This is a genomic window from Microbacterium sp. SORGH_AS_0454, assembly GCF_031453395.1.
Taxonomy (GTDB): domain Bacteria; phylum Actinomycetota; class Actinomycetes; order Actinomycetales; family Microbacteriaceae; genus Microbacterium.
Genome location: NZ_JAVIYS010000001.1, coordinates 3225632 through 3250413, shown reverse-complemented (window position 1 = coordinate 3250413; position 24782 = coordinate 3225632). Strand labels below are relative to the sequence as shown.

Below are 24782 nucleotides of genomic sequence, written 5' to 3'. Positions count from 1 at the left end.
GACTCGCGTGACCACGACGGCACCTCCTCCGCGGCGCACACCCGACGAACCCGAACGCACCGGGCTCGCCGCCCGTGTCTCCCTGGGTCGGGCGTTCCGGCCCGTGCCGAGCGAGTTCCTGCTCATCACCTCCGCTGCGCTCCTGCTGACCGGTTTCGGTCTCGTGATGGTGCTGTCGGCGACCTCGGCTCTCGACGGCGCGCAGAACCCCTTCGAGCACGTGATCAAGCAGGGCGTCTTCGCCGTCATCGGCGTCCCGTTGATGTTCGTCCTCAGCCGAGCACCCCTGCGCTTCTGGAAGCGCATGGCGTGGCCCGCGCTGATCCTCGCGACCCTGTTCCAGCTGCTGGTGTTCACCCCCCTGGGCATCTCGGCGAACGGCAACCGCAACTGGATCAATCTCGCGGGCATCCAGGCTCAGCCGGCGGAGTTCCTCAAGCTGGCTCTCGCGCTCTGGCTCGGCTACGTCCTGTACCGCAAGCAGACGCTGCTGGGGGACTGGCGGCACGTGTTCATCCCGATCGTTCCGGTCTTCGCTCTCGTCGTGGCCACCGTCATGGGCGGCAAGGACCTGGGGACGACGATGATCCTCGTGCTCGTCCTGCTGGGGGCTCTGTTCTTCTCGGGCGTGAAGCTGCGCATCTTCGTGCTGCCGGCCCTCGCGGCCGTCGGCGCCATCGCCCTGTTCGCCATCACGAGCGCCGACCGCATGCGCCGCATCATGAGCTTCCTCGATCAGGACTGCATCGCCAACTACCTCGGCGACTGCTATCAGCCCCTGCACGGGATCTGGGGTCTCGCAGCCGGCGGGATCTTCGGCGTCGGCCTCGGCAACTCCGCCGAGAAGTACGACTGGCTTCCGGCCGCGGCGAACGACTACATCTTCGCGATCGTGGGCGAGGAACTCGGACTCATCGGCTGCGTCGTGGTGCTCCTCCTCTTCGGTCTCTTCGCCGTCGGCGCTTTCCACATCATCCGCCGCACCGACGACCCCTTCGTGCGCATCGTCGCGGGCGGCATCACGATCTGGATCGTCGGCCAGGCCATGATCAACGTCGCGGTGGTGCTGCGCGTGTTCCCCGTGCTGGGTGTGCCGCTGCCGTTCATGTCCCAGGGGGGGACGTCGCTCCTCTCGGTGCTGATCGGGTGCGGCGTCTTGCTGTCCTGCGCACGGACCCTGCCGGATCGCCGCGCGGTGAGCGAGGCGCCCCCGCGCACGGCGCGCCGGGCCGCGGCATCCGCCCGCCGTCCGCGCGGCTGAGCGCGCTCTCGCCTCTCGGCCGCGCTCGACGTGGTTAGGGTCGAACAGTGACGACTTACCTCCTCGCCGGCGGCGGCACCGCCGGACACGTGAACCCCCTGCTCGCGGTCGCCGACGGCCTTCGTGCGCGCGACGGCGCCGCCGATGTCCTCGTCCTCGGTACGCGCGAGGGCCTCGAGTCCCGTCTGGTCCCGCTGCGCGGCTACGAGTTGCTCACCGTCGCCAAGGTCCCCTTCCCGCGCCGACCGAACGGGGCAGCCGCGGCGTTCCCCGTGCGGTTCCTGCGCGCGGTCGCCCACGTTCGCCGCCTCATCCGCTCGCGCGGAGTGGACGTCGTCGTCGGGTTCGGCGGGTACGCCGCTGCGCCTGCCTACGTGGCGGCTCGGCGCGAACGCGTGCCGTTCGTCGTGCACGAGGCCAACGCCCGGCCCGGCCTGGCCAACGTGCTGGGCGCCCGTGGCGCGGCGGGCGTCGGTGTGGCCTTCGAGGGCACGCCGCTACGCGGGGCACGCGAGGTCGGGATGCCGTTGCGCCGAGAGATCGTCGAGCTCGACGCCCCAGCACTCCGTGCCGAGGCGGCTGCGCATTTCGGACTCGACGCCGCGCGCCCCACCCTCTTGGTCTTCGGTGGGTCGCTCGGCGCCCTGCGCCTGAACACCGCGTTCGGCGGAGCGTGGCGCGACGTCCTCGACGCGGGCTGGCAGCTGCTGCACGTCACGGGGCAGAACTCCGATCTGCCCGACCCGGGCGTTGCCGGCTACGCCGTCGTCCGCTACGTCGACCGCATGGATCTCGCCTTCGCCCTTGCCGATCTCGTCGTCTCCCGTTCGGGCGCCGCAACGGTCAGCGAGATCAATGCCCTCGGCATCCCGGCGGTGTACGTGCCCTACGCGGTCGGCAACGGCGAGCAGAGCCTCAACGCCGGAGCCTCCGTCCGCGCGGGCGCCGCACTGCTCATCCCCGACGCCGACTTCTCGCCCGAGCGCGTGCGCGCCGACATCGTGCCGCTGCTGCGCGACGAGGATCGCCGCGCCGCGATGCGCGACGCCGCCGCGCGCACCGGCATCCGCACGGGAACCGAGAACGTGATCGCCCTCATCGATGAGGCGCTCGGCGGCTGACCCCTCCGCCCCGCCGCCGGCGTCACTCTCCGCCTGTGCCGTCGCGCGGAGTTCGTCGGCGACATGCCGGTTCGGGCTGTGTGCGGTCGGTGTGTCGTCCGAGAAGTCCGCCTGACGGCCCGCCGCGGGCATCCGGCCCGCCCGGGTCTGTCCGACGGTCCGCCGCCGACGTCCGGCCTCGACCGCCCCGCCTCCCCAGCGCGCCGAGACCTTCGCGCAGGATCGGCGACGTAAACTCGCAAGCGCCATGATCAGACCCGACCTGAGCCTCCCCATCCCCGAGACCATCTCCTCCGCCCACTTCATCGGCGTGGGCGGGTCGGGCATGTCGGGACTCGCGCGCATGTTCCTCGACCGCGGGATCCGGGTCTCCGGCTCCGACCGCTCCGACAGTGCCGCTCTGCGGGATCTCGCCGCACGCGGTGCGGTCGTCCACGTCGGTCACGACGCCGCGCACCTGGGGGATGCCGACACGGTCGTGCACACCGGAGCGATCTGGCCCGAGAACCCCGAGTTCGTCACGGCCAAGGAACGCGGGCTGCACGTCATCCACCGCTCCCAGGCGCTGCACTGGCTCATCGGCGGGCGCCGCCTGGTCTCGGTGGCCGGTGCTCACGGCAAGACCACCTCGACGGGCATGATCGTCACGGCCCTGCGCGCCCTCGACGTCGACCCCACGTTCGTCAACGGCGGAGTGATCGCCGACCTCGGAGCCTCGAGCGGCACGGGAAGCGACGACCTCGTCGTCATCGAGGCCGACGAGTCCGACGGCACCTTCGAGCTGTACGACACCTCCGTCGCCCTCATCACCAACGTCGACCCCGACCACCTCGACCATTACGGCTCGCGCGACGCCTTCGACGCGGCCTTCGCCCGGTTCGCGGATGCCGCGCGTGAGGCCGTGGTGATCTCGTCCGACGACGCCGGCGCTCGCTCCGTGCGCGAGCGCATCACGCACGCGAACGTCGTGACCTTCGGCGAGGATGCGGCGGCAGACGTGCGTCTCAGCGGCATCCGGACCGACGGTCCCGTCGCCTTCACGCTCACCGCCGACGGCGAGAGCGTCGAGGTGCGCTTGCGCGTCCCCGGGGCTCACAACGCCGTCAACGCCGCCGGTGCGGTCGCCGTGCTCCGCGTGCTCGGCCACTCGCTCGTCGAGGCCGCGCGCGCCGTCGAGGGTTTCGGCGGCACGGTCCGCCGTTTCGAGCTGCACGGCGTGCAGCAGGGTGTCAGCGTCTACGACGACTACGCGCATCACCCCACCGAGGTCGCCGCCGCGCTCTCGGCCGCGCGCACGGTCGTCGGCGAGGGACGCATCATCGCGATCCAGCAGCCGCACACCTACTCGCGCACGCAAGAGATGTATCGCGAATTCGCCGAGGTGCTCGAGACCCACGCCGACCACACGGTCATGCTCGACGTCTACGGCGCGCGCGAAGACCCGGTGCCCGGCGTGACCGGCGAGCTGGTCAGCGGTGCCTTCGCCGATCCGACCCACGTGCACTACGTGCCCGACTGGCAGGCGGCAGCCGACTACACGGCCGGGATCGCCCGCCCCGGCGACTACGTCATCACCCTCGGCTGCGGCAACGTGTACCAGATCATCCCGCAGGTGCTCGAGGCGCTGTCCCGCACCGAGGCCGCGGCGGTCTGAGCGTGAAGCGGCCCTCGCCCCTGCCGTCGACGCCGGAGTCCGCGCGCCGCCCCACGCCTCAGCGCTCCGCGGCGACGCGGCGTCCGGCCTCGGTCGACGACACCACGGCCCTCACGCCTCTGTATCGGTCGCGCGATGCCGGCTCGGGTGCGGGGGAGTCGGATGCCCAGGGAGCGGGTCTGCGCGACGTGTGGCGCGCCTCCCGGGCCCGGCGCCGGGCGCTCTCGGCCGAGGTGCGCCGCTTCACCGTGCGCCAGCGGCGTCGGAGGCGCGTGTGGATCGGGGTGATCTCGGCGTTCCTCGTCATGGCACTCGGCACGGCGGGTGTGGCGTACAGCCCTCTGTTCGCGGTCGAGAAGGTCGACGTGGTCGGAACCTCACAGCTCGACCCGGCAGCCGTCTCCGCCGCCCTGGGCGATCAGCTGGGTGTTCCGCTGGCGATGGTCGACGACAGCGCCGTCAAAGCGGCGCTGGTGCGCTTCCCCCTCGTGGAGTCGTACACGCTCGAGGCGCGTCCGCCGCACGATCTCGTCGTGCGCATCGTGGAGCGCACCCCGATCGGCGCGATGCAGTCCGCGGCGGGTTTCACGGTGGTGGATGCCGCCGGCGTCGCGCTGTCGACCACCCCCGACGCGCCCGCCGGCGAGCCGGTGCTCGACATCACCGGTGGCACCGCCTCGGCCGCCTTCCGAGCCGCGGGACGCGTGGTGCGCTCCCTTCCGGATGCCGTGCGGTCCGAGGTCACCGCGGTGTCGGCCTCGACGCCCGACGACGTGACGCTGACGCTCGGGGCGTCGGGGTCGAAGGTCGTGTGGGGCAGCGCCGACCGCTCCGCCGAGAAGGCCGTCGTCCTCGACCGTCTCATGCAGAAGAGCCCTCCGGATCGGGCGAAGGAATACGACGTGACCTCGCCCGAGGCGGGCGTCGTCCGCTGATCTTCGAGGCGATAATCCGACACGCCGCGTGTCGGGCGGGCGGGGTCTCATCCGCCGCCTACGTTCGAGCTAAGGAATTGCATACCGGGCAATTCTTTAACCCTCAACATGAGGTTTAAAGTTTCGGGTTCGGGGACAAACGGAGGCCGGCATGAGCCACAACCAGAACTACCTCGCCGTGATCAAGGTCGTCGGTGTGGGCGGGGGCGGCGTCAACGCCGTCAACCGCATGATCGAGCTCGGCCTTCGTGGCGTGGAGTTCATCGCGATCAACACCGACGCCCAGGCGCTGCTGATGAGCGACGCCGACGTCAAGCTCGACGTCGGTCGTGAGCTGACGCGCGGCCTCGGTGCCGGCGCCGACCCCGAAGTGGGGCGACGCGCCGCCGAGGACCACGCCGAAGAGATCGAAGAGGCGCTGCGCGGCGCCGACATGGTGTTCGTCACCGCGGGCGAAGGCGGCGGCACGGGCACCGGTGGTGCTCCCGTGGTCGCGAAGATCGCGAAGTCGATCGGCGCACTGACCATCGGTGTCGTGACCAAGCCCTTCTCGTTCGAAGGCCGCCGCCGTCAGAGCCAGGCCGAGGGCGGTGTGCAGCGCCTGAAAGAAGAGGTCGACACCCTCATCGTCGTCCCCAATGATCGCCTGCTCGAGATCAGCGACCGCGGCATCTCGATGATCGAGGCGTTCGCGACCGCCGACCAGGTGCTGCTCGCCGGTGTGCAGGGCATCACCGACCTGATCACGACCCCGGGTCTCATCAACCTCGACTTCGCCGACGTGAAGTCGGTCATGCAGGGAGCCGGCTCCGCCCTCATGGGCATCGGCTCCTCCCGCGGCGCCGACCGCGCCATCAAGGCCGCGGAGCTCGCCGTCGAATCGCCCCTGCTCGAGGCCTCGATTGAGGGCGCTCACGGTGTGCTGCTGTCGATCCAGGGTGGTTCGAACCTCGGCATCTTCGAGATCAACGACGCCGCCCAGCTGGTGAAAGAGGCCGCGCACCCCGAGGCCAACATCATCTTCGGAACCGTCATCGACGACACGCTCGGCGACGAGGTGCGCGTCACCGTCATCGCTGCCGGCTTCGACGGCGGCGAGCCGTCGCTGCGCATCGACGCGGTCGGAGCCCAGCGTCCCGTCTCGGCGCCCGTCGTGCCCGTCATCCCGGCCGATGACGTCGCTCGCGACCTCGACGCGGCCGAAGAGCAGAAGGCCGCGACGGAGCGCGCTCCCGAGCGTCGCCCTGAGCCTGCGCCGGTGACCGCCCGCGTGCCCGAGACCTCGTACGACGGCGGCTACGCCGACGACGACCTCGACGTGCCCGACTTCCTGAAGTAAGAGCGAACGGTACGACGAGCGGGTCCGGTCTCCACCGGGCCCGCTCTCGTCGTCGAAGGAGCAGCATGGACACCGCCCTGGCCGACCGCCTCGCCGCCGTCGACGAGCGCATCCGCGAAGCCGCCGAGGCCGCGAACCGCGACCCCGCCGAGATCACCCGCATCGTGGTGACCAAGTTCCACCCGGCATCCCTCGTCTCCGACCTGCACGCGCTCGGCGTGCGGCACGTCGGCGAGAACCGGCAGCAGGAGCTCACTGCCAAGCGCGCCGAGCTCGACGGCATCCCGGATCTCGTCTGGCACTTCATCGGCCAGGCGCAGACGAACAAGGCTCGGGCGGTGCGTGCGGGGGCGGATGCCGTGCACTCCGTCGACCGATCGCGGATCGCCGACGCGCTGCACGCCGCCGGTGCCGCGGGCGACCTCCTCGACGTCCTCGTGCAGGTCAACCTCACCGACGACCCCGGTCGCGGGGGAGTCGCTCCCGAGAGCGTGGAGGAACTCGCAGTGCACGTCGCGGGGCTGTCGACGCTGCGCCTTCGCGGTGTCATGGCCGTCGCCCCGCTCGACGAAGAACCCGCCCGTGCCTTCGAGCGACTGCACCGGTGCGCCGGGGCGGTGCGCTCCGTCGTCCCGGACGCGCGCTGGATCTCGGCCGGTATGACCGGAGACTTCGCCGAAGCCGTCGCAATGGGCGCGACACACCTGCGGATCGGCTCGGCAATCACGGGCCCGCGCCCCGTGCGCGACTAGCCTCGAATCAGACGAGCGAACGGAGGATGCGATGTCGAACCCCCTCAAGAAGACGATGGTGTACCTGGGCCTCGCCGACGAGGAAGAGACCTATGAGGAGACCGCGCCGCAGCCCATCGCGCGCAAGCAGCCCACCGCTGCCGCTCCCCTCGAGAAGTCCGCGCCGGTGACCCCCCTGCACCGTCCCGCCGTGGTGCGCCAGCCCGCGGCCGGACCCGTGAGCGAGATCCTCACGGTGCACCCCAAGCAGTACCGCGATGCGCAGACGATCGCCGAGAACTTCCGCGAGGGAATCCCGGTCATCATCAACCTGTCGCAGATGAGCGACGCCGACGCGCGCCGCCTGATCGACTTCGCGAGCGGTCTCTCGCTCGGGCTGTACGGTCGCATCGAGCGGGTCACGAGCAAGGTCTTCCTGCTCTCGCCCGAGAACATCGCCGTGTCCGGCGATGGTGCGATCGCGCAGGCCGACCCTGAAGCTGCGCCCTTCGCGTCCCAGTAACAGTGGCCGTTCTGAGCCTCGTCGGCTCCATCCTCAGCGCGATCCTGTTCATCTTCATCGTGCTCCTGCTCGCGCGCCTCGTGCTCGAGTACATCCCGATGTTCAACCGTGAATGGCGTCCACGCGGCGTCACGCTGGTGTTGGCAGAGATCGTTTACACCGTGACGGACCCGCCCATCAAGCTGATCCGTCGCTTCATCCCACCCCTGCGCATCGGGGGGATCGCGATCGATTTCGGTTTCGCGATCGTGATGTTCGTCTGCTTCATGCTTCTGAGTGTGACGCGGTCCCTCGCGGCCGTGTGACTCTCCGCCGCCGCTTCTTCACCAGTGATCTTCGACACCGGTGGAGGGCGGCGGCTATGCTGTTCCGAAGCGGTACGCCCCGGTGCGACACCCCCACAGTTCCGACATCAGAGCTCTCGAAAGAGGAAACACCATGGCACTGACCCCCGATGACGTCGTCACCAAGCAGTTCCAGCACGTCCGCTTCAAGGAGGGCTTCGACCCCGATGAGGTCGACGACTTCCTCGACGAGATCGTCGTCGAGTGGCGCAAGACGATCGCCGAGAACGAAGAGCTGAAGACCAAGCTCGCGGCGTACGAGTCCGGCGAGGCCACCCCGGCCGCCGCCGAAGCCCCCGCCGAGGCCCCCAAGGTCGAAGAGCCGGTCGTCGCCGAGACGCCCGCTCCGGCCCCCGTCGCCTCCGCGCCGTCGAACGACGTCGAGCCCGCCGCCCAGAGCGCCGGCATCATCGAGCTGGCGCAGCGCCTGCACGACGAGCACGTCGCCGAGGGCAAGGCCCAGCGCGACCAGCTCATCGGTGAGGCGCAGGCTCAGGCGGCGTCCATCGTCGCCGAGGCCGAGCAGAAGGGCCGCGAAGAGCGCGCCCGTCTCGAGAAGGAGCGCACCACGCTCGAGGGTCGCATCACCGAGCTGCGCAACTTCGAGCGCGACTACCGCTCGCAGCTGCGCTCGTACATCGAGGGTCAGCTTCGCGACCTCGACACCACCGCGACGTCCTCGGGCTCGACGCCGGTGTCGGCGATCGGTCTGTAGGCCGACTCTTTGCGCAGTCGACCTCCTCTGCGTACGGCGGCGGCCGGCATCACCATCGCGATTCTCGCGGTGCTGGTGCTGGCCGCCGACCAGTTTGCGAAGAACGCCGCGATCGCCAGCCTCCCCTCGGAGCGCGTGGTTCCGATCATCGGCGACTTCCTGCAGTTCTATCTCGTCCGTAACCCCGGTGCGGCGTTCTCGCTCGGCGAAAGCGTCACATGGATCTTCACGATCGCTCTGGCGGTGGTCGCGTGCGTGATCGTCTATCTCGGCGTTCGTCGTGTCCGTTCCCGTCTCTGGGCCATCGTGCTGGGACTGCTTCTGGGCGGTGTCCTCGGTAACCTCACCGACCGCTTGGTGCGAGAGCCCGGGTTCCCCGTGGGTCACGTCGTCGACTTCATCTCGACGCCCTGGATGATGCCCGCGATCTACAACGTCGCCGACATGTTCATCGTCACGATGATGATCTCGGTCGCCGTCCTCGTGCTCTTCGGCCTCAAGCTCGACGGGACCCGCGAGACCAAGGCCTCGAGCACGACGGCCGACGCCGCCGAGGGCGACGTCGAAGCCCCCGCCGATCCGGGCGCTCGCTGACATGGAGTCGCGGAGCCTGCCCGTCCCCGACGGGCTCGACGGGACGCGCATCGACCAGGGCCTGGCGAAGATGCTCGGCTTCTCGCGCACGTTCGCGGCCGAGGTGGCCGACGCCGGTGGCGTGAGCGTCGACGGCCGGGTGGCCGGCCGTTCCGACCGCCTGCGCGCCGGCACCTGGCTGAGCGTCGAGTGGGAGCCCAGGCGAGAGCCCGAGATCGTGCCGGTCGAGGTCCCCGACCTCGGCATCGTGCATGACGACGACGACATCGTCGTGGTCGACAAGCCCGCCGGCGTCGCAGCCCACCCCTCCGTGGGGTGGGACGGACCGACCGTGCTCGGCGCCCTCGCCGCGGCGGGCTTCCGCATCGCCACGAGCGGACCGGCCGAGCGGCGCGGTGTCGTACACCGCCTCGACGCCGGAACGAGCGGACTCATGGTGGTCGCCAAGACCGAGCGTGCCTACACGCTGCTCAAGAGCGCTTTCAAGGAGCGCGAGGTCGACAAGATCTACCACGCGGTCGTGCAGGGTCACCCCGACCCGCTCTCCGGCACCATCGACGCGCCGATCGGCCGGCATCCGAATCATTCGTGGAAGTTCGCCGTGACGCCGGACGGCAAAGACTCCGTGACGCACTACGAGACGATCGAGGCGTTCCCGCGCGCTTCCCTCCTCGAGATCCATCTCGAGACCGGACGCACGCACCAGATCCGCGTCCACATGGCGGCCCACCGCCACCCCTGCGCCGGCGACCCCCTGTACGGCGCCGACCCCACGCTGTCGGCCCGCCTCGGTCTCACGCGCCAGTGGCTGCACGCGCATCGACTTGCCTTCACGCACCCCGGCTCGGGGGAGCGGGTGGAGTTCGAGTCCCCGTACCCCGCGGATCTCGCGCACGCCCTCGAGCTGCTCGGCGACGGGGCCTGACCGGACGATCGGCACGCTCCCTGGGCGCTGACGGACGGACCGGATGCCGGGACCCCGGCGACGCGCCCGGGGGAGCGCGTCGAACTGAGCGCCGGCTGCGAACTTCCGTGATCGATGTCGGGGGCCGAACGTAGACTCGACCCGTGGCAGCAGACTCCTTCGTTCACCTTCACGTGCACAGCGAGTATTCGATGCTCGACGGTGCCGCCCGCATCGGCCCGATGGTCCAAGAGGCCGTCAAACAGGGCATGCCGGCCATCGCTGTCACCGACCACGGGAACACCTTCGCGGCCTTCGAGTTCTACAAGACCGCGAAAGACGCGGGCATCAAGCCGATCATCGGCATCGAGGCCTACGTCACCCCCGGCACTCACCGTTCCGACAAGACGCGTGTGCGCTGGGGCACGCCCGAACAGCAGAGCGACGACGTCTCGGGTTCGGGTGCGTACACGCACATGACACTGCTGTCGGAGACGACGCAGGGCATGCACAACCTCTTCCGGCTGTCGTCCAAGGCGAGCATGGAGGGCTACTACTTCAAGCCCCGCATGGACCGAGAGCTGCTGCAGACCTACAGCAAGGGCCTCATCGCCACGACCGGCTGCCCGTCCGGCGAAGTGCAGACGCGCCTGCGCCTCGGCCAGTACGAAGCCGCCCGGGCCGCGGCCGCCGAGTTCCAGGACATCTTCGGCAAAGAGAACTACTTCGCCGAGATCATGGACCACGGCCTCTCGATCGAGCGCCGCGTCATGGGCGACCTGCTGAAGCTGTCGAAAGATCTCGGCATCCCGCTCCTGGGAACCAACGACCTGCACTACACGCACCAGCACGACGCGACGAGCCACGCCGCGCTGCTCTGCGTGCAGTCGGGCTCGACGCTCGACGATCCGAAGCGCTTCAAGTTCGACGGTGACGGCTACTACGTCAAGTCGCCCGCCGAGATGCGTCAGGTGTTCCGCGATCACCCCGAGGCGTGCGACAACACGCTGCTCATCGCCGAGCGCTGCGACGTCGAGTTCGACACCTCGGCCAACTACATGCCGCGCTTCCCCGTGCCCGACGGCGAGACCGAGGGCAGCTGGATGATCAAAGAGGTCGAGAACGGGCTTCACGACCGGTACCCCGGCGGCATCCCGGATGCCGTGCGCAAGCAGGCCGAGTACGAGACCGACGTCATCCTCCAGATGGGGTTCCCCGGGTACTTCCTCGTCGTCGCCGACTTCATCAACTGGGCGAAGGACCACGGGATCCGCGTCGGTCCCGGCCGTGGTTCCGGCGCCGGCTCGATGGTCGCGTACGCGATGAAGATCACCGACCTCGATCCGCTCCAGCACGGCCTCATCTTCGAGCGCTTCCTCAACCCCGACCGCGTCTCGATGCCCGACTTCGACGTCGACTTCGACGACCGTCGCCGCGGCGAGGTCATCCAATACGTCACCGAGAAGTACGGCGACGAGCGCGTCGCCCAGATCGTGACCTACGGCACGATCAAGGCCAAGCAGGCGCTGAAGGACGCCGGTCGCGTGCTCGGATTCCCCTTCAGCATGGGAGACCGACTCACCAAGGCCATGCCCCCGGCCGTGATGGGCAAGGACATGCCGCTCGACGGCATGTTCAACCCCGAGCATCCCCGGTACAAAGAGGCGAGCGAGTTCCGCACCCTCATCGAGACCGATGCCGAGGCCAAGACGGTCTTCGACACCGCTCTGGGACTCGAGAACCTGAAGCGCCAGTGGGGCGTGCACGCGGCCGGTGTCATCATGTCGAGCGAGCCGCTGATCGACATCATCCCGATCATGCGCCGCGAGCAGGACGGCCAGATCGTCACGCAGTTCGACTACCCGGCGTGCGAGTCGCTCGGCCTGATCAAGATGGACTTCCTGGGGCTTCGAAACCTCACGATCATCAACGACGCCCTCGACAACATCGAAGCCAACCGCGGTCACCCCCTCGTGCTCGAGGACCTCGAGCTCGACGACCCCGCCTCGTACGAGCTCCTCGCCCGCGGGGACACGCTCGGTGTGTTCCAGCTCGATGGCGGGCCGATGCGTTCGCTTCTGCGTCTCATGCGCCCCGACAACTTCGAGGACATCTCGGCGGTGCTCGCGCTGTACCGCCCGGGCCCCATGGGCGTGAACTCGCACATCAACTACGCGCTGCGAAAGAACAAGCAGCAAGAGATCGAGCCCATCCACCCCGAGCTCGAAGAACCGCTGGCGGACATCCTCGACACCACGTACGGCCTGATCGTGTACCAGGAGCAGGTGATGGCCGTCGCCCAGCGTGTCGCCGGGTACACCCTCGGTCAGGCCGACCTGCTGCGCCGCGCGATGGGCAAGAAGAAGAAGAGCGAGCTCGACAAGCAGAAAGAGACGTTCTTCGGCGGCATGACCGAGCGCGGTTTCGGCGAGGTCGCGCAGCAGACGCTGTGGAAGGTGCTCGAGTCGTTCGCGGACTACGCCTTCAACAAGGCGCACACCGCCGCCTACGGTCTCGTGTCGTACTGGACCGCCTACCTCAAGGCGCACTACCCCGCCGAGTACATGGCCGCTCTGCTCACGAGCGTCGGGGACTCGAAGGACAAGATGGCGGTCTACCTCAACGAGTGCCGTCGCATGGGAATCAAGGTGCTGCCGCCCGACGTCAACGAGTCGATCCGCTTCTTCGCGGCCGTCGGCGAGGACATCCGCTTCGGCCTCGGAGCCGTCCGCAACGTCGGAACGAACGTCGTCGACGGGATCGTCTCGGCCAGACAAGATGCCAAGTACACGTCGTTCCACGACTTCCTGTCGAAGGTCCCGTTGCACGTGGCGAACAAGCGCACGGTGGAATCGCTCATCAAGGCCGGCGCCTTCGACTCGCTCGGGTCGACCCGCCGCGCTCTCGTCGAGATCCACGAGGACGCGTGCGAGGGGGCCGTGCTCGACAAGCGTCGCGAGGCGAACGGCGAGGTGGGTTTCGACTTCGACTCTCTGTGGGACGAACCGCAGCAGGTCGAGAAGGTCCCCGAGCGTCCCGAGTGGACCAAGAAGGACAAACTCGCCTTCGAGCGCGAGATGCTCGGGCTCTACGTGTCCGATCATCCGTTGGCCGGTCTCGAGGTGCCCCTCGCCAAGCACGCCTCGACGTCGATCCACGATCTCCTCGCCTCCGAGGACGTCCAGGACGGCGATCAGGTCACCGTGGCGGGCCTGCTGACGAGCGTCCAGCACCGCGTCGCGAAGCAGAGCGGCAACCCTTACGGCATGGTCACCGTCGAGGACTTCAACGGCGAGGTGACCGTGATGTTCATGGGCAAGACCTACGCGGAGTTCGCGCCGATCCTGCAGGGAGACTCCATCCTCGTGGTGCGTGGTCGGGTCTCGCGCCGTGACGACGGGCTGAACCTGCACGCGCAGAGCGCCTTCGCTCCCGACCTCGAGGGCCTCGACGATGCGGGCGGGCTCACCCTCGTCGTTCCGGAGCAGCGCGCGAACGAGGCTCTCGTCGGCGAGCTCGCGCAGATGCTGCGCCGGCATTCCGGTTCGACCGAGGTCGTCCTCAAGCTGCACAAAGGCGGCACCGCCAAAGTGTTCGAGGTGCCGATGCCCGTCCGCGTGACCGCCGACCTGTTCGGCGAGCTCAAGGGCCTCCTCGGCCCGAACTGCCTCGGCTGATCGACGCACCTCCGTAAAGAGTTGCAACCCCAGCGGATGCTGGGGATCCCCTGGTTAGGATGACCGGGCGCTTGCCGCCCTCCGAAAGGACCACCGTGACCGATCCGACCCCCCACGACGGCTTCACGCCCACCGACCCCGGCGCACTCGACCCATCCCGCACCGAGGATCGCGCGCCCTACCAGCCGACCGGCGCCCGTCGACGGGGCTCCGATGGCGACGTCGCAGATCTGACCGACACGGGAGGCCACGACACCGGCGCTCTCGACGCCGGATCCCGCGGCGCGTCCGTACCCGCCGCGGCGCACGCGAACGCCCGCACCGGCACTCACTCGCAGGTCGACGGAGGTGCCGACCGCCCCAACTACGGCGTCGGTCCGTTCTCCGTTCGCGAGGTCGCGCTCCTCGGCGTCTGGGTCGTGGCGTTCTTCGTCTCGTTCTTCCGCACCAACATCCTCGAATCGGGCTCCGGTGTCCTCGTCGGTGGTGCCAACGTCTGGCTCTCGGGTCTGTGGTGGATCCCGTCCATCGCCCTTCCCACCGTCGCGGTCGGCCTCATCGTGCTCCGGCGCCTGTCGCCCCAGGGCATCCGGCGCGTCGGCTCGCTCGGCATCGACCAGTTCGCCTCCGTCGCCTTCACCGTCGCGGCCCTGGTGTGGATCGCGTGGGTGTGGGACACGGTCGCGGTCTTCGATTCGAACGGAGTCTGGACGCGCTCATGGGTGATCTGGGTCGAGGCCGTCCTCCTGCTGGCGGGCGTCGTCCTCACCGTGTTCGCGCCGCTGATCCCGCCCTTCTCGGCCGATTTCCGTGGTCGAGAAGAGATCCCGGCTCACCGCAACGCGCGTCCGATCCGTCCGGTCGTGGCGCGCCCGCGAACCCCGCGTACCCCGAAGGCGGCGGAGCAGACGGCGACCCCCGTGGCGGCCGCCGACTCGGGCGCCGAGGCCGGGGCAGACGTCCCCGTCCCGGGCAGCTACACCGGCTCGACCGATCTCTCCCACGACCCGGCACCGGCGACCAGCGTGTTCCCCGCCCATGCCGACGCCAACGACACCGATGTGTTCGCTCCGCTGCGAGCCGATGACGACGATCGCGAGGATCACTCGCGCTGGGAGGCCCCCGCGGGCGACGAGCCCACCGCCCAGCAGCGCACCGCTCACGAAGACCACCCGCACGCGCAGGCGTTCTGGGCGCTTGCTCCCGAGCAGCGCGAGATCGTCGACGACTACGGCACACCGATCTTCCACATCGGTCCCACGGCGTGGGCGCTCGTGATCGAGGACCGCGGCGAGACCTTCGTCGTCCGCCACGACGACGGCCGCATCGGCTACCTGCACGACGTCTCCGGCGTCACACGCGGCTGAACAGAGCCTGCGAGCCGCCCGCCCCGCGCGAGGCGGCTCGCAGGCGCCGGTAGCCTGGAACACATGCTTCGCACGATCGATCTCCGCGGCCGCGTGCTCTCGCCGGCCGAGCTTCTCGCCGTCGTCCCGCGAGCCGACGCCGCCCGCGACGAGGCCCTCGCCACCGCCGCCCGGCTGGTCGACGACGTCGCCCGGCGCGGCGAAGAAGCTCTTCGCGAGCAGGCCGCGCGTTTCGACCGGGTGAGCGATCACGCCCTGCGCGTGCCAGCCGACCACCTCGACGAAGCCCTGCGCGATCTGGATCCCGGCATCCGTGCCGCTCTCGACGAGGCCATCGCGCGCGTGCGCACCGCGTCCGCGGCCCAGGTGCCTGCCCCCGTCGTCACCGAGCTCGGCGAGGGTGCACGCGTGACCCAGCGGTGGCAGCCGGTGCGCCGCGTGGGTCTGTACGTCCCGGGTGGCAAGGCCGTCTATCCTTCGAGCGTCGTGATGAACGTCGTTCCCGCACAGGTGGCGGGAGTGCGCGAGGTGGCCCTCGCCTCTCCGCCGCAGGCCGCGTTCGGCGGGCGCGTGCACCCGGTCATCCTCGCCGCCGCCAAGCTTCTGGGCGTCACCGAGGTCTACGCCATGGGCGGCGCGGGAGCGATCGGCGCCTTCGCCCACGGCGTCGGCGAGATCGGGCTCGACCCGGTCGATGTGGTGACCGGCCCCGGCAACAACTTCGTGGCGTCCGCCAAGCGCGCCGTCGCGGGTCGGGTCGGAACGGACTCCGAGGCCGGAGCGACCGAGATCCTCGTGGTCGCCGACGACAGCGCCGTCCCCTCCCTCGTCGCCGCCGACCTGGTCAGCCAGGCCGAGCACGACGAGCAGGCCTCCGCCGTGCTGGTCACCGCCTCCGCCGACCTGGCCGAGGCCGTGCTCGCGGCGCTCCCGGGCCGCGTCGCCGCCACCCGCCACAGCGAGCGCGTCACCGCGGCATTCCACGGCCCGCAGTCGGCCGTCGTGCTGGTCGACGACCTCGCCCAGGCCACCGCGTTCAGCAATGCCTACGCGCCCGAGCATCTCGAGCTGCACCTCTCCGACCCGCGGCCCGAGGACTTCGTCAACGCGGGTGCCGTGTTCGTCGGCCCCTACACCCCGGTCAGCCTCGGCGACTATCTCGCGGGCAGCAACCACGTGCTGCCCACCGGGGGACAGGCACGCTACGGCGCCGGTCTGTCGGCGGCGACCTTCCTGCGGCCCCAGCAGGTCGTCGAGTACGACCGCGACGCCCTCGCGCGGGTGCGCGATGCCATCGTGACCCTCGCCGACGCCGAGGCGCTGCCCGCGCACGGCGAGGCCGTGACCGCGCGCTTCGACGCGTAGTCTGGCGGCGTCATGCACTGCCCCTTCTGCCGCAACCCGGACTCTCGCGTCATCGACTCGCGCACGAGCGACGATGGCCTCAGCATCCGTCGACGTCGCCAGTGTCCGAAGTGCGGCGGGCGTTTCTCGACGGTGGAAACCGCCAGCCTCAATGTCATCAAGCGCTCCGGTGTCGTGGAGCCCTTCAGCCGGGAGAAGGTCATGTCGGGCGTCCGCAAGGCGTGCCAGGGGCGGCCGGTGACCGATGCCGACCTCGCGGTGCTCGCCCAGCAGGTCGAAGAGAACATCCGCCAGACCGGGTCGTCGCAGATCGAGGCGAACGAGATCGGTCTGTCGATCCTCGGTCCGCTGCGCGAGCTCGACGAGGTCGCCTACTTGCGCTTCGCGAGCGTCTATCAGGCGTTCGACTCGCTCGACGACTTCGACGTCGCGATCGCTCAGCTGCGGGCCGACCACGCCGAGCGCTCGACGGCACGGATCGGCGAGGACGACCCGGTCCAGTAACCTGGCGGGGATGTATCCCCTTCTCTTCCGTACGGTCCTGACCCGCCTCGACCCCGAGTTCGCTCACCATCTCGGCGCGGTCGTGATCCGTGCTGCGGGGGCGGGGCCGGTGGCATCCCTCGTCCGTCGCTTCACCGCGCCCGTGCCCGCGCAGAAGGTCGAGGCGCTCGGCCTCGTGTTCGACTCGCCTTTCGGCGTCGCCGCGGGCTTCGACAAGAACGTCACGATGGTCAGCGGCCTCGGAGCTCTCGGTTTCGGACACGTCGAGGTGGGGACCATCACCGCGCTCCCGCAGCCGGGCAACCCCAAACCCCGTCTGTTCCGCCTGGTCGCCGATCGCGCGGTGATCAACCGCATGGGGTTCAACAACGACGGTGCTGCCGCGGCCGCGGCGAAACTGCGCCGCGTGCGTCGTTCGCGTCGGCGCCCGATCATCGGCGTCAACATCGGCAAGAGCCGCGTGGTCGCCGTCGAGGACGCCACGACCGACTACGTCCGCAGCGCGCGACTGCTCGCCCCTCTCGCCGACTACCTCGTCGTCAACGTCTCCTCTCCCAACACTCCCGGTCTGCGGGGTCTGCAGGCCGTCGAGACGCTGCGTCCGCTCCTGACCGAGGTGCGGGATGCCGCGGGCGATACGCCCCTGCTCGTGAAGATCGCCCCGGATCTCGACGACGCGGAGGTGCAGGACATCGCGCGCCTCGCCGTCGATTCGGGGCTCGCCGGCATCATCGCCACGAACACGACGATCGCGCGAACCGGTCTGAGCACGGATGCCGCGAGAGTGGAGGCGATGGGCGCCGGTGGGCTGTCGGGCGCGCCGTTGAAGAAGCGTGCCGTCGACGTGCTCCGGCTCGTCCGCGAGGTCGTCCCGGCGGAGTTCGTCGTGATCTCGGCCGGGGGAGTGGAGACCGCCGCCGACGTGCGCGAGCGTCTCGACGCCGGTGCGACCCTCGTGCAGGGGTACACCGGATTCCTCTACCGCGGCCCGCTGTGGGCCCGCCAGATCAACCGCGGTCTCGCCCGCACCCGCTGACCCGCGCACGCGTCTCCCACTCCCGCGCCCCGGCGGCGACCGTGCCCCCAGGCGCCGGCAAGCATGTCGAGTGTCCGGAACACGCCGTGCCCAGACGTTCTCGAGCGGCGTGTCTTGGACACTCAACGCCGAAATGGGGTGATGGGCCCGCAACGCAGAAACGGCGCGCCCGAAGGCGCGCCGTTTCGTGGAACCCGGGGTCAGACGGGGTACTGGCCGCGCTTGACCTGCGCCTTGGGGAGGCGCATGAAGCGCATCTGGACGGTGCGCATCGCGGCGTACCAGCCGAGGCCCTTCTCGAGCCGGCTCTCGCCGAACTTCTCCTTGGCGGCCTTCTTGATGCGGATCGACGTGATGATCATGTCGCCGACGACGAAGAGGATGAAGATCCACAGCGCCACGAACGACCAGTACTGGAAGAACGAGACGGGGATCAGGGTCGCCACGATCACGAGGATCATGAAGGGCATGACGCCCTCACCGAGGTGCCACCCGGCGTCGACGAAATCGCGGGCGAAGCGACGCTGCGGACCGCGGTCGCGCACGGGGAGGTATTTCTCCTCGCCGGCGGCCATTCCGATGCGCGCCTTCTCGCGCTGAGCGGCGAGCTCGGCGCGGGCGCGGGCCTTGGCCTCTTTGGTGTCGGGCACGAGCGGACGCTTGCGGGCGGCCTCCTGTTCGGCGCGCGACGGCGTCGCGCGGCCCTTGCCCGAACCGAGCTCCGTCGGCTCGACGGGAGTGTCGTTGGGGGCGGGTGCGGGGGACTTGGCCACGGGAAACCTCGGTGCTTCGCTGATCGGGAGATTTAAGATTACCCGCATGACCCTCGACCTGTCCCGGCAGGACGCTGTGCAAAAAGCAGCGGACGCCGGCATCCCCTCCGCCCTCGCCGATCTCGGCTCCCTCGTGCGCATCCCCTCGATCGCATGGCCGGCCTTCGACCAGTCAGCACTCGTGAAGAGCGCAGACGCCGTGGCCGCCCTCCTCGAGGGCACCGGCGTCTTCGATTCCGTCGAGGTGAAGCGCGCCGCGATCCCCGGAACCGAGGAGTTCGGTCAGCCCGCCGTTCTCGCCACGCGCGCGGCCCGAAACGGTCGCCCCACGGTGCTGCTCTACGCCCACCACGACGTGCAGCCCCCCGGAGACGAGGCGCTCTGGGATTCGCCGCCGTTCGAGCCCACCGTCCGCGACGGGCGACTCTACGGTCGCGGCGCTGCCGACGACAAGGCCGGCGTCATGGCCCACGTCGGGGCCATCCGGGCCGTCTCCGAGGTTCTCGGCGACGACCTCGACCTCGGCATCGCCGTCTTCATCGAGGGCGAGGAGGAGTACGGCTCGCGCTCCTTCGGGCAGTTCCTCGCCGACAACGCCGAGGTCCTCCGCTCCGACGTGATCGTCGTCGCCGACTCCGGCAACTGGGACGAGCGCACCCCCGGTCTGACCGTCTCCCTGCGCGGCAACGCCCGCTTCACCCTGACCGTGCGCACTCTCGAACACGCGTCGCACTCCGGGATGATGGGCGGGGCGGTTCCGGATGCCATGCTCGCCGCGGTCAAGCTGCTCGCGACCCTGTGGGACGACGACGGCGCCGTCGCGGTCGACGGCCTCGCCGTGCGCGACGCCGAGACGCCCGCCTACGACGAGTCCGCTCTCCGCGCCGAATCCGGCCTGCTCGAGGGGGTGAGTCCGATCGGACGCGATTCAATCCTCAGCCGCATCTGGAACAAGCCGTCGATCACGATCACCGGTTGGGATGCCACCCCGGTCGAGGCGGCATCCAACACCCTCTCTCCGCAGACGAGTGTGGTCATCAGCGCGCGCGTGGCCCCCGGGCAGGACGCCCGAGAGGCCTTCGCCGCGGTCGAGGCGCATCTGCGCGCCCACGCCCCGTTCGGAGCGCAGTTGGAATTCAGCGACGTCGACTGCGGTGACTCGTTCCTCGTCGACACGAGCGGGTGGGCCGTGGAAGAGGCGCGAGCGTCGTTCGCCGACGGATACGGGGTCGACTCCGTCGACGTCGGCATCGGCGGGTCGATCCCGTTCATCTCCGACCTCGTCCGCGAGTTTCCGGAGGCGCAGATCCTCGTGACGGGCGTGGAAGATCCCCACGCCCGGGCGCACAGTCCGAACGAGTCGCTGCACCTCGAGACCTTCCGCAACGCGTTGGTCTCCGAGGCGCTGTTGCTCGCGCGTCTGAACGCGCGCTCGCACTGATCGAGGCCGCGCGGGCGGGACGGGCGTAGACTCGTCCCGTCCCCGCGACCGAACAACCGAAGGGCATCGCCATGACCGACACCACACTGTCGTCCTCCGCCGACACCCGCGAGCACGGCGTCGGCCTGACCGCGGCCGCTTCCGACAAGGTGAAGAGCCTGCTCTCGCAGGAGGGCCGCGACGACCTGCGTCTGCGCGTCGCCGTCCAGCCCGGCGGCTGCTCCGGCCTCATCTACCAGCTGTATTTCGACGAGCGTTACCTCGACGGAGACAAGGTCGTCGACTTCGACGGCGTCGAGGTCATCGTCGACGACATGAGCGTTCCGTACCTCGACGGCGCCAACATCGACTTCAAGGACACGATCTCGGAGCAGGGCTTCACGATCGACAACCCCAACGCGCAGGGTTCCTGCGCCTGTGGAGACAGTTTCCACTGACCCCGACGCCGGTCTCCGGCGCCGAATCGAGAGCCCCCGGAATCCCGGATCACACCGCGGAAACCGGGGGTTCTCGATGTCTCGGCACTGGACGAATGGCCTGAGAACGGTGAGAGGTTGCTCTAGACTGTCAGAGCAACATCCACGACCCGGAAAGGTGCATTGTGCCCTCCAAACGTCGCCTTCGCTGGGCAGCGCTTCCCCTCGGAATCGCATCCGTCGCGGCCCTCTCCGGCTGCACCACCACCCAGCTCCACGGCTTCCTGCCCGGCTTCGTCGATGACGGCCCGGCCGCCACGAACCACACCGACATGGTCGCAGGGCTCTGGGTCAACTCGTGGATCGTCCTTCTCGCCGTGGGTGTGATCACCTGGGGCCTCATGCTGTGGTCGGTCATCGCGTACCGCCGTCGCAAGGGTCAGTCCGGTCTGCCGGTGCAGCTGCGCTACAACATGCCGGTCGAGATCTTCTACACGGTCGTGCCGCTCATTCTGGTGGTGGGCTTCTTCGCCTTCACGGCGCGCGACCAGAACACGCTCGAGACGCAGTACGAGAACCCCGACGTCTCGATCACCGCCTACGGCAAGCAGTGGGCGTGGGACTTCCAGTACAACGGCACGAAGGAAGACAACTCCGACGCCGTGTACTCCATGGGCGTCCAGGCCAAGGCCACGTCCGACGGGTACGACCTCCAGGACGTCCCGACGCTGTACCTGCCGGTGAACAAGACCGTGAAGATCGACCTCCGCTCGCGCGACGTCATCCACTCGTTCTGGATCATCGACTTCCTCTACAAGAAAGACATGTACATCGGTCGCGACAACGAGTGGTCGTTCACGCCCACCCGTGAAGGCACGTACGAGGGCAAGTGCGCGGAGCTCTGCGGCGAGTACCACTCCGCCATGCTCTTCAACGTCAAGGTCGTCAGCGAAGACGAGTACAACACCTACCTCGACTCGCTGCGCCGTGCCGGCGACGTGGGCGACATCAGCGACCTGTCGCGTCTGCAGAACCTGACGACGGCCGGTACCGAAGGGAACGAGTGATCATGGCCACGACGCTTCCGCTCCAGGGGACGGGCCCCTCGCGGCCGACGACTCTCCCGCCGCGTCAAGCCGCACTGCTCAGCACCACGCGTGTCGAGCAGAAGGGCAACCTGGTCGTCAAGTGGATCACCTCCACCGACCACAAGACCATCGGGTACATGTACCTGATCGCCTCCGTCATGTTCTTCATGCTCGGTGGTGTCATGGCGCTGATCATCCGCGCCGAGCTGTTCGAGCCGGGCATGCAGATCATCCCGACCAAAGAGCAGTACAACCAGCTCTTCACCATGCACGGCACGATCATGCTGCTCATGTTCGCGACGCCGCTGTTCGCGGGCTTCGCGAACGCGCTGCTGCCGTTGCAGATCGGCGCCCCCGACGTGGCGTTCCCCCGTCTGAACGCGTTCGCGTTCTGGCTGTTCCTGTTCGGGTCGACCATCGCCGTCTCCGGCTTCCTCACCCCGCAGGGCGCGGCCGGCTTCGGCTGGTTCGCCTACCAGCCACTCGCCAACGCCAGCTTCTCGCCGGGCGTCGGCGGAAACCTCTGGATGCTCGGTCTCGGCATCAGCGGTTTCGGCACGATCCTCGGTGCGGTCAACTTCATCACCACCGTGCTCACGATGCGCGCCCCCGGTATGACAATGTGGCGCATGCCGATCTTCTCGTGGAACACGCTGATCACCAGCATCCTGATCCTGCTTGCGTTCCCCGTGCTGGCCGCGGCCATCTTCGCCGCCGCCGCCGACCGCGTGCTCGGCGCCCACATCTACAGCCCCGAGAACGGCGGAGTGCTCCTCTGGCAGCACCTCTTCTGGTTCTTCGGACACCCCGAGGTGTACATCATCGCGCTGCCGTTCTTCGGCATCGTTTCCGAGATCTTCCCGGTCTTCAGCCGCAAGCCGATCTTCGGGTACAAGACCCTCGTGTACGCGACCATCGCGATCGCGGCCCTGTCGGTCGCGGTGTGGGCGCACCACATGTACGTCACCGGCGGTGTGCTGCTGCCGTTCTTCGCCCTCATGACGATGCTGATCGCGGTCCCGACCGGCGTGAAGATCTTCAACTGGATCGGAACGCTCTGGCGCGGCTCGGTCACCTTCGAGACGCCCATGGTCTTCGCCCTCGGCTTCCTCGTGTCGTTCGTCTTCGGTGGTCTGACCGGCGTCATCCTCGCGTCGCCCCCGCTCGACTTCCACCTGTCCGACTCGTACTTCGTGGTGGCTCACTTCCACTACGTCGTGTTCGGCACCGTGGTGTTCGCGATGTTCGCCGGGTTCTACTTCTGGTGGCCGAAGTGGACGGGCAAGATGCTCAACGAGCGTCTGGGCATGGTTCACTTCTGGATGCTGTTCATCGGCTTCCACATGACCTTCCTCATCCAGCACTGGCTGGGTGTCGACGGCATGGTCCGTCGCTACGCCGACTACGCGGCCGCTGATGGATGGACGTGGGAGAACCAGCTCTCGACCGTCGGGTCGATGATCCTCGGCGCGTCGATGATCCCGTTCCTCCTGAACGTCTGGATCACCGCCCGCAAGGCGCCGCGCGTGACGGTCGACGACCCGTGGGGCTACGGTGCCTCGCTCGAGTGGGCCACCTCGTGCCCCCCGCCGCGTCACAACTTCACCTCGATCCCGCGTATCCGCAGTGAGCGTCCCGCCTTCGATCTGAACCACCCCGAGGCCGGTATCCCGGTAGGCGTGGGCCCCGCGAAGGACGCGCCCGAGGCGCCCGTGGTCGACTCTGCGGCTGGAGAGGTCAAGTAAGAATGCGTACCAACGTTGGACTCTGGTGGCTCCTGGCCGTCTTCGGCTTCCTGATCGCCGCCGTCTACACCGTCTGGAGTCTTCTCCAGCACGGTGGAGTCGAGTGGGTGGGCAGCGTCGCGCTCGTCTTCCTCGGACTGATGTCGTCGATGATCGCGTTCTACATCTCGCGCGTCATGAAGGCGCAGCGCGGTGATCTTCCCGAGGACACCCTCACGGCGGACATCGACGACGGTGACCCCGAGATGGGCGAGTTCAGCCCGTGGTCGTGGTGGCCCATCGTTCTCGCTGCCTCCGCGGCGATCGCGGTGATCGGTCTTGCCGTCGGAAGCTGGCTCGTCCCCGTCGGATTCGCGATCTTCGTCATCGCCATCGTCGGCTGGGTGTACGAGTACTACCGCGGGTACTTCGCGCGCTGATCCCGTGCCCATTCGGCTGAATGCGGCCGCCGTCTCCGACGCCGGCTCCCATCGTCCCACCAACCAGGACGCCGCTTTCGCGGCGTCCTGGGGTGCGGCGGTGGCAGATGGCGTCGGAGGAGGGCCTTCTGGAGACCTCGCGTCTGCTGCGCTCCTTCATCGCCTCGTCGCCACGCGCGGCGGTGGGATGGATGCCGACGGCTTGCTCGTGCGCATCCGCGAAGCGAACTGGGACATCCGCGCCCACGTCGAGCGTGACCCTGCGCTCCAGGGCATGGCGACGACGTTCACGGGTATCTTCCTCAGTGTGAGCGGCGAGCTGCTGCTCGCGCACACCGGCGACTCGCGGGCGTACCTGCTCCGCGACGGCGAGTTCACGCGCGAGACGCGTGATGATTCGTATGTTCAGGCGCTCGTCGACCACGGGATCATCCCTCCCGAGGCCGCGCAGGCGCACCCGCGGCGCAACATCATCACCGCTTCGCTCGGGGGCGCAGAGGGAGACGTCGTCTCCGTCGCCGAGCGTCCGCCGGTGACCGGCGACCGATGGGTGCTCTGCAGCGACGGCCTGACCGACTACGTCCCCGAGGCGGATGTCGCCCGCCTCGTCGGCGAGGCGCCGGACCCGCGATCTGCCGCCGCCGCAGCTGTGGCGCTCGCGCTCGAGGCCGGCACGCGCGATAACGTGACCGTCGTCGTCTGCGATGTCGTCGACGACGATCAGACGGTGGGCGGCGACCCGGTGTTCTGCGGTTCTGCGGCGCGTTGGTTCGCCGAGGACGTCGAAACAGCCTGACGCGTCCGGCAACGAAGAGTCCGGTCAGGCTCGG

The 24782-nt window shown here is 69.0% G+C and carries 23 protein-coding genes; 22 read left to right on the top strand and 1 reads right to left on the bottom strand.

Annotation, left to right across the window (positions count from 1 at the left end; genetic code table 11):
* The first annotated feature begins 7 nt into the window (after positions 1-7).
* The 16 genes from ftsW (at position 8) to QE454_RS15580 (ending at position 18070) form a co-directional block, all read left to right on the top strand.
* Positions 8-1261 carry a putative lipid II flippase FtsW gene (gene ftsW, locus QE454_RS15655; protein WP_210076334.1) on the top strand — a complete coding sequence of 418 codons (1254 nt, stop codon included), beginning with the start codon at positions 8-10 and terminating at the stop codon, positions 1259-1261.
* 47 nt (positions 1262-1308) lie between these two features.
* Entirely contained in the window at positions 1309-2382 is a 1074-nt protein-coding gene (locus tag QE454_RS15650; RefSeq protein ID WP_307459874.1) for a glycosyltransferase, read from the top strand.
* Positions 2383-2629: 247 nt separating this feature from the next.
* The gene (gene murC / locus QE454_RS15645; RefSeq protein ID WP_267786737.1) at positions 2630-4036 is read left to right on the top strand and encodes a UDP-N-acetylmuramate--L-alanine ligase; all 1407 of its coding nucleotides are present in this window, start codon (positions 2630-2632) and stop codon (positions 4034-4036) included.
* 2 nt (positions 4037-4038) lie between these two features.
* A complete protein-coding gene (locus QE454_RS15640; RefSeq protein ID WP_307459876.1) occupies positions 4039-4971 on the top strand; it encodes an FtsQ-type POTRA domain-containing protein in 933 nt (310 codons plus the stop codon).
* Between the two features lie 151 nt (positions 4972-5122).
* Positions 5123-6310: a cell division protein FtsZ gene (gene ftsZ / locus QE454_RS15635; RefSeq protein WP_074694330.1), complete on the top strand. Its 1188-nt coding sequence runs from the start codon at positions 5123-5125 to the stop codon at positions 6308-6310.
* A 65-nt stretch (positions 6311-6375) separates the two neighbouring features.
* Entirely contained in the window at positions 6376-7062 is a 687-nt protein-coding gene (locus QE454_RS15630; protein ID WP_307459880.1) for a YggS family pyridoxal phosphate-dependent enzyme, read from the top strand.
* 31 nt (positions 7063-7093) lie between these two features.
* Positions 7094-7564, top strand: coding sequence for a cell division protein SepF (locus tag QE454_RS15625; RefSeq protein WP_307316271.1), 471 nt, complete (start codon positions 7094-7096; stop codon positions 7562-7564).
* 2 nt (positions 7565-7566) lie between these two features.
* Positions 7567-7869 carry a YggT family protein gene (locus QE454_RS15620; protein ID WP_094733641.1) on the top strand — a complete coding sequence of 101 codons (303 nt, stop codon included), beginning with the start codon at positions 7567-7569 and terminating at the stop codon, positions 7867-7869.
* 133 nt (positions 7870-8002) lie between these two features.
* Positions 8003-8623 (top strand): DivIVA domain-containing protein, encoded by a 621-nt coding sequence (locus QE454_RS15615; RefSeq protein WP_210076322.1) that lies wholly within the window; start codon positions 8003-8005, stop codon positions 8621-8623.
* 9 nt (positions 8624-8632) lie between these two features.
* The gene (lspA, locus tag QE454_RS15610; protein ID WP_210076320.1) at positions 8633-9217 is read left to right on the top strand and encodes a signal peptidase II; all 585 of its coding nucleotides are present in this window, start codon (positions 8633-8635) and stop codon (positions 9215-9217) included.
* Position 9218: 1 nt separating this feature from the next.
* Positions 9219-10142 carry an RluA family pseudouridine synthase gene (locus QE454_RS15605; protein ID WP_210076318.1) on the top strand — a complete coding sequence of 308 codons (924 nt, stop codon included), beginning with the start codon at positions 9219-9221 and terminating at the stop codon, positions 10140-10142.
* Positions 10143-10333: 191 nt separating this feature from the next.
* Positions 10334-13798, top strand: a complete 3465-nt coding sequence (dnaE, locus tag QE454_RS15600; protein ID WP_373458881.1) for a DNA polymerase III subunit alpha — start codon at positions 10334-10336, stop codon at positions 13796-13798.
* 95 nt (positions 13799-13893) lie between these two features.
* A complete protein-coding gene (locus tag QE454_RS15595; protein ID WP_307459885.1) occupies positions 13894-15165 on the top strand; it encodes a hypothetical protein in 1272 nt (423 codons plus the stop codon).
* Positions 15166-15228: 63 nt separating this feature from the next.
* The gene (hisD, locus tag QE454_RS15590) at positions 15229-16530 is read left to right on the top strand and encodes a histidinol dehydrogenase (protein WP_307316289.1); all 1302 of its coding nucleotides are present in this window, start codon (positions 15229-15231) and stop codon (positions 16528-16530) included.
* A 12-nt stretch (positions 16531-16542) separates the two neighbouring features.
* Positions 16543-17034, top strand: coding sequence for a transcriptional regulator NrdR (gene nrdR / locus QE454_RS15585; RefSeq protein WP_267786745.1), 492 nt, complete (start codon positions 16543-16545; stop codon positions 17032-17034).
* A gap of 10 nt (positions 17035-17044) precedes the next feature.
* Positions 17045-18070: a quinone-dependent dihydroorotate dehydrogenase gene (locus QE454_RS15580; protein ID WP_267786746.1), complete on the top strand. Its 1026-nt coding sequence runs from the start codon at positions 17045-17047 to the stop codon at positions 18068-18070.
* A gap of 200 nt (positions 18071-18270) precedes the next feature.
* Here the strand turns inward: QE454_RS15580 and QE454_RS15575 are convergent, their stop codons facing one another.
* Positions 18271-18843: a DUF3043 domain-containing protein gene (locus QE454_RS15575; protein ID WP_210076309.1), complete on the bottom strand. Its 573-nt coding sequence runs from the start codon at positions 18841-18843 to the stop codon at positions 18271-18273.
* Positions 18844-18889: 46 nt separating this feature from the next.
* Between QE454_RS15575 and QE454_RS15570 the strand changes: the two genes are divergently transcribed.
* From QE454_RS15570 to QE454_RS15545, 6 genes are all read left to right on the top strand, one after another.
* Positions 18890-20284, top strand: coding sequence for a dipeptidase (locus QE454_RS15570; RefSeq protein WP_210076307.1), 1395 nt, complete (start codon positions 18890-18892; stop codon positions 20282-20284).
* Positions 20285-20355: 71 nt separating this feature from the next.
* A complete protein-coding gene (erpA, locus tag QE454_RS15565) occupies positions 20356-20721 on the top strand; it encodes an iron-sulfur cluster insertion protein ErpA (RefSeq protein WP_210076305.1) in 366 nt (121 codons plus the stop codon).
* Positions 20722-20885: 164 nt separating this feature from the next.
* The gene (gene coxB, locus QE454_RS15560) at positions 20886-21767 is read left to right on the top strand and encodes a cytochrome c oxidase subunit II (protein ID WP_210076303.1); all 882 of its coding nucleotides are present in this window, start codon (positions 20886-20888) and stop codon (positions 21765-21767) included.
* A 2-nt stretch (positions 21768-21769) separates the two neighbouring features.
* Positions 21770-23533, top strand: coding sequence for a cytochrome c oxidase subunit I (gene ctaD, locus QE454_RS15555; RefSeq protein WP_056227796.1), 1764 nt, complete (start codon positions 21770-21772; stop codon positions 23531-23533).
* Positions 23534-23535: 2 nt separating this feature from the next.
* Positions 23536-23952, top strand: a complete 417-nt coding sequence (locus QE454_RS15550; RefSeq protein ID WP_210076301.1) for a cytochrome c oxidase subunit 4 — start codon at positions 23536-23538, stop codon at positions 23950-23952.
* A gap of 4 nt (positions 23953-23956) precedes the next feature.
* A complete protein-coding gene (locus QE454_RS15545; protein WP_210076299.1) occupies positions 23957-24748 on the top strand; it encodes a PP2C family serine/threonine-protein phosphatase in 792 nt (263 codons plus the stop codon).
* The last annotated feature ends 34 nt before the right edge of the window (positions 24749-24782 follow it).

Excerpts from the sequence above, each read along its gene's own strand:
- QE454_RS15605 (WP_210076318.1), top strand. The coding sequence starts at position 9,219 with ATGGAGTCGCGGAGCCTGCCCGTCCCCGACGGGCTCGACGGGACGCGC.
- erpA (WP_210076305.1), top strand. The coding sequence starts at position 20,356 with ATGACCGACACCACACTGTCGTCCTCCGCCGACACCCGCGAGCACGGC.
- QE454_RS15580 (WP_267786746.1), top strand. The coding sequence starts at position 17,045 with ATGTATCCCCTTCTCTTCCGTACGGTCCTGACCCGCCTCGACCCCGAG.
- QE454_RS15625 (WP_307316271.1), top strand. The coding sequence starts at position 7,094 with ATGTCGAACCCCCTCAAGAAGACGATGGTGTACCTGGGCCTCGCCGAC.
- nrdR (WP_267786745.1), top strand. The coding sequence starts at position 16,543 with ATGCACTGCCCCTTCTGCCGCAACCCGGACTCTCGCGTCATCGACTCG.
- QE454_RS15630 (WP_307459880.1), top strand. The coding sequence starts at position 6,376 with ATGGACACCGCCCTGGCCGACCGCCTCGCCGCCGTCGACGAGCGCATC.
- QE454_RS15570 (WP_210076307.1), top strand. The coding sequence starts at position 18,890 with ATGACCCTCGACCTGTCCCGGCAGGACGCTGTGCAAAAAGCAGCGGAC.
- murC (WP_267786737.1), top strand. The coding sequence starts at position 2,630 with ATGATCAGACCCGACCTGAGCCTCCCCATCCCCGAGACCATCTCCTCC.
- QE454_RS15550 (WP_210076301.1), top strand. The coding sequence starts at position 23,536 with ATGCGTACCAACGTTGGACTCTGGTGGCTCCTGGCCGTCTTCGGCTTC.
- ctaD (WP_056227796.1), top strand. The coding sequence starts at position 21,770 with ATGGCCACGACGCTTCCGCTCCAGGGGACGGGCCCCTCGCGGCCGACG.
- QE454_RS15615 (WP_210076322.1), top strand. The coding sequence starts at position 8,003 with ATGGCACTGACCCCCGATGACGTCGTCACCAAGCAGTTCCAGCACGTC.
- ftsZ (WP_074694330.1), top strand. The coding sequence starts at position 5,123 with ATGAGCCACAACCAGAACTACCTCGCCGTGATCAAGGTCGTCGGTGTG.
- dnaE (WP_373458881.1), top strand. The coding sequence starts at position 10,334 with ATGCTCGACGGTGCCGCCCGCATCGGCCCGATGGTCCAAGAGGCCGTC.
- hisD (WP_307316289.1), top strand. The coding sequence starts at position 15,229 with ATGCTTCGCACGATCGATCTCCGCGGCCGCGTGCTCTCGCCGGCCGAG.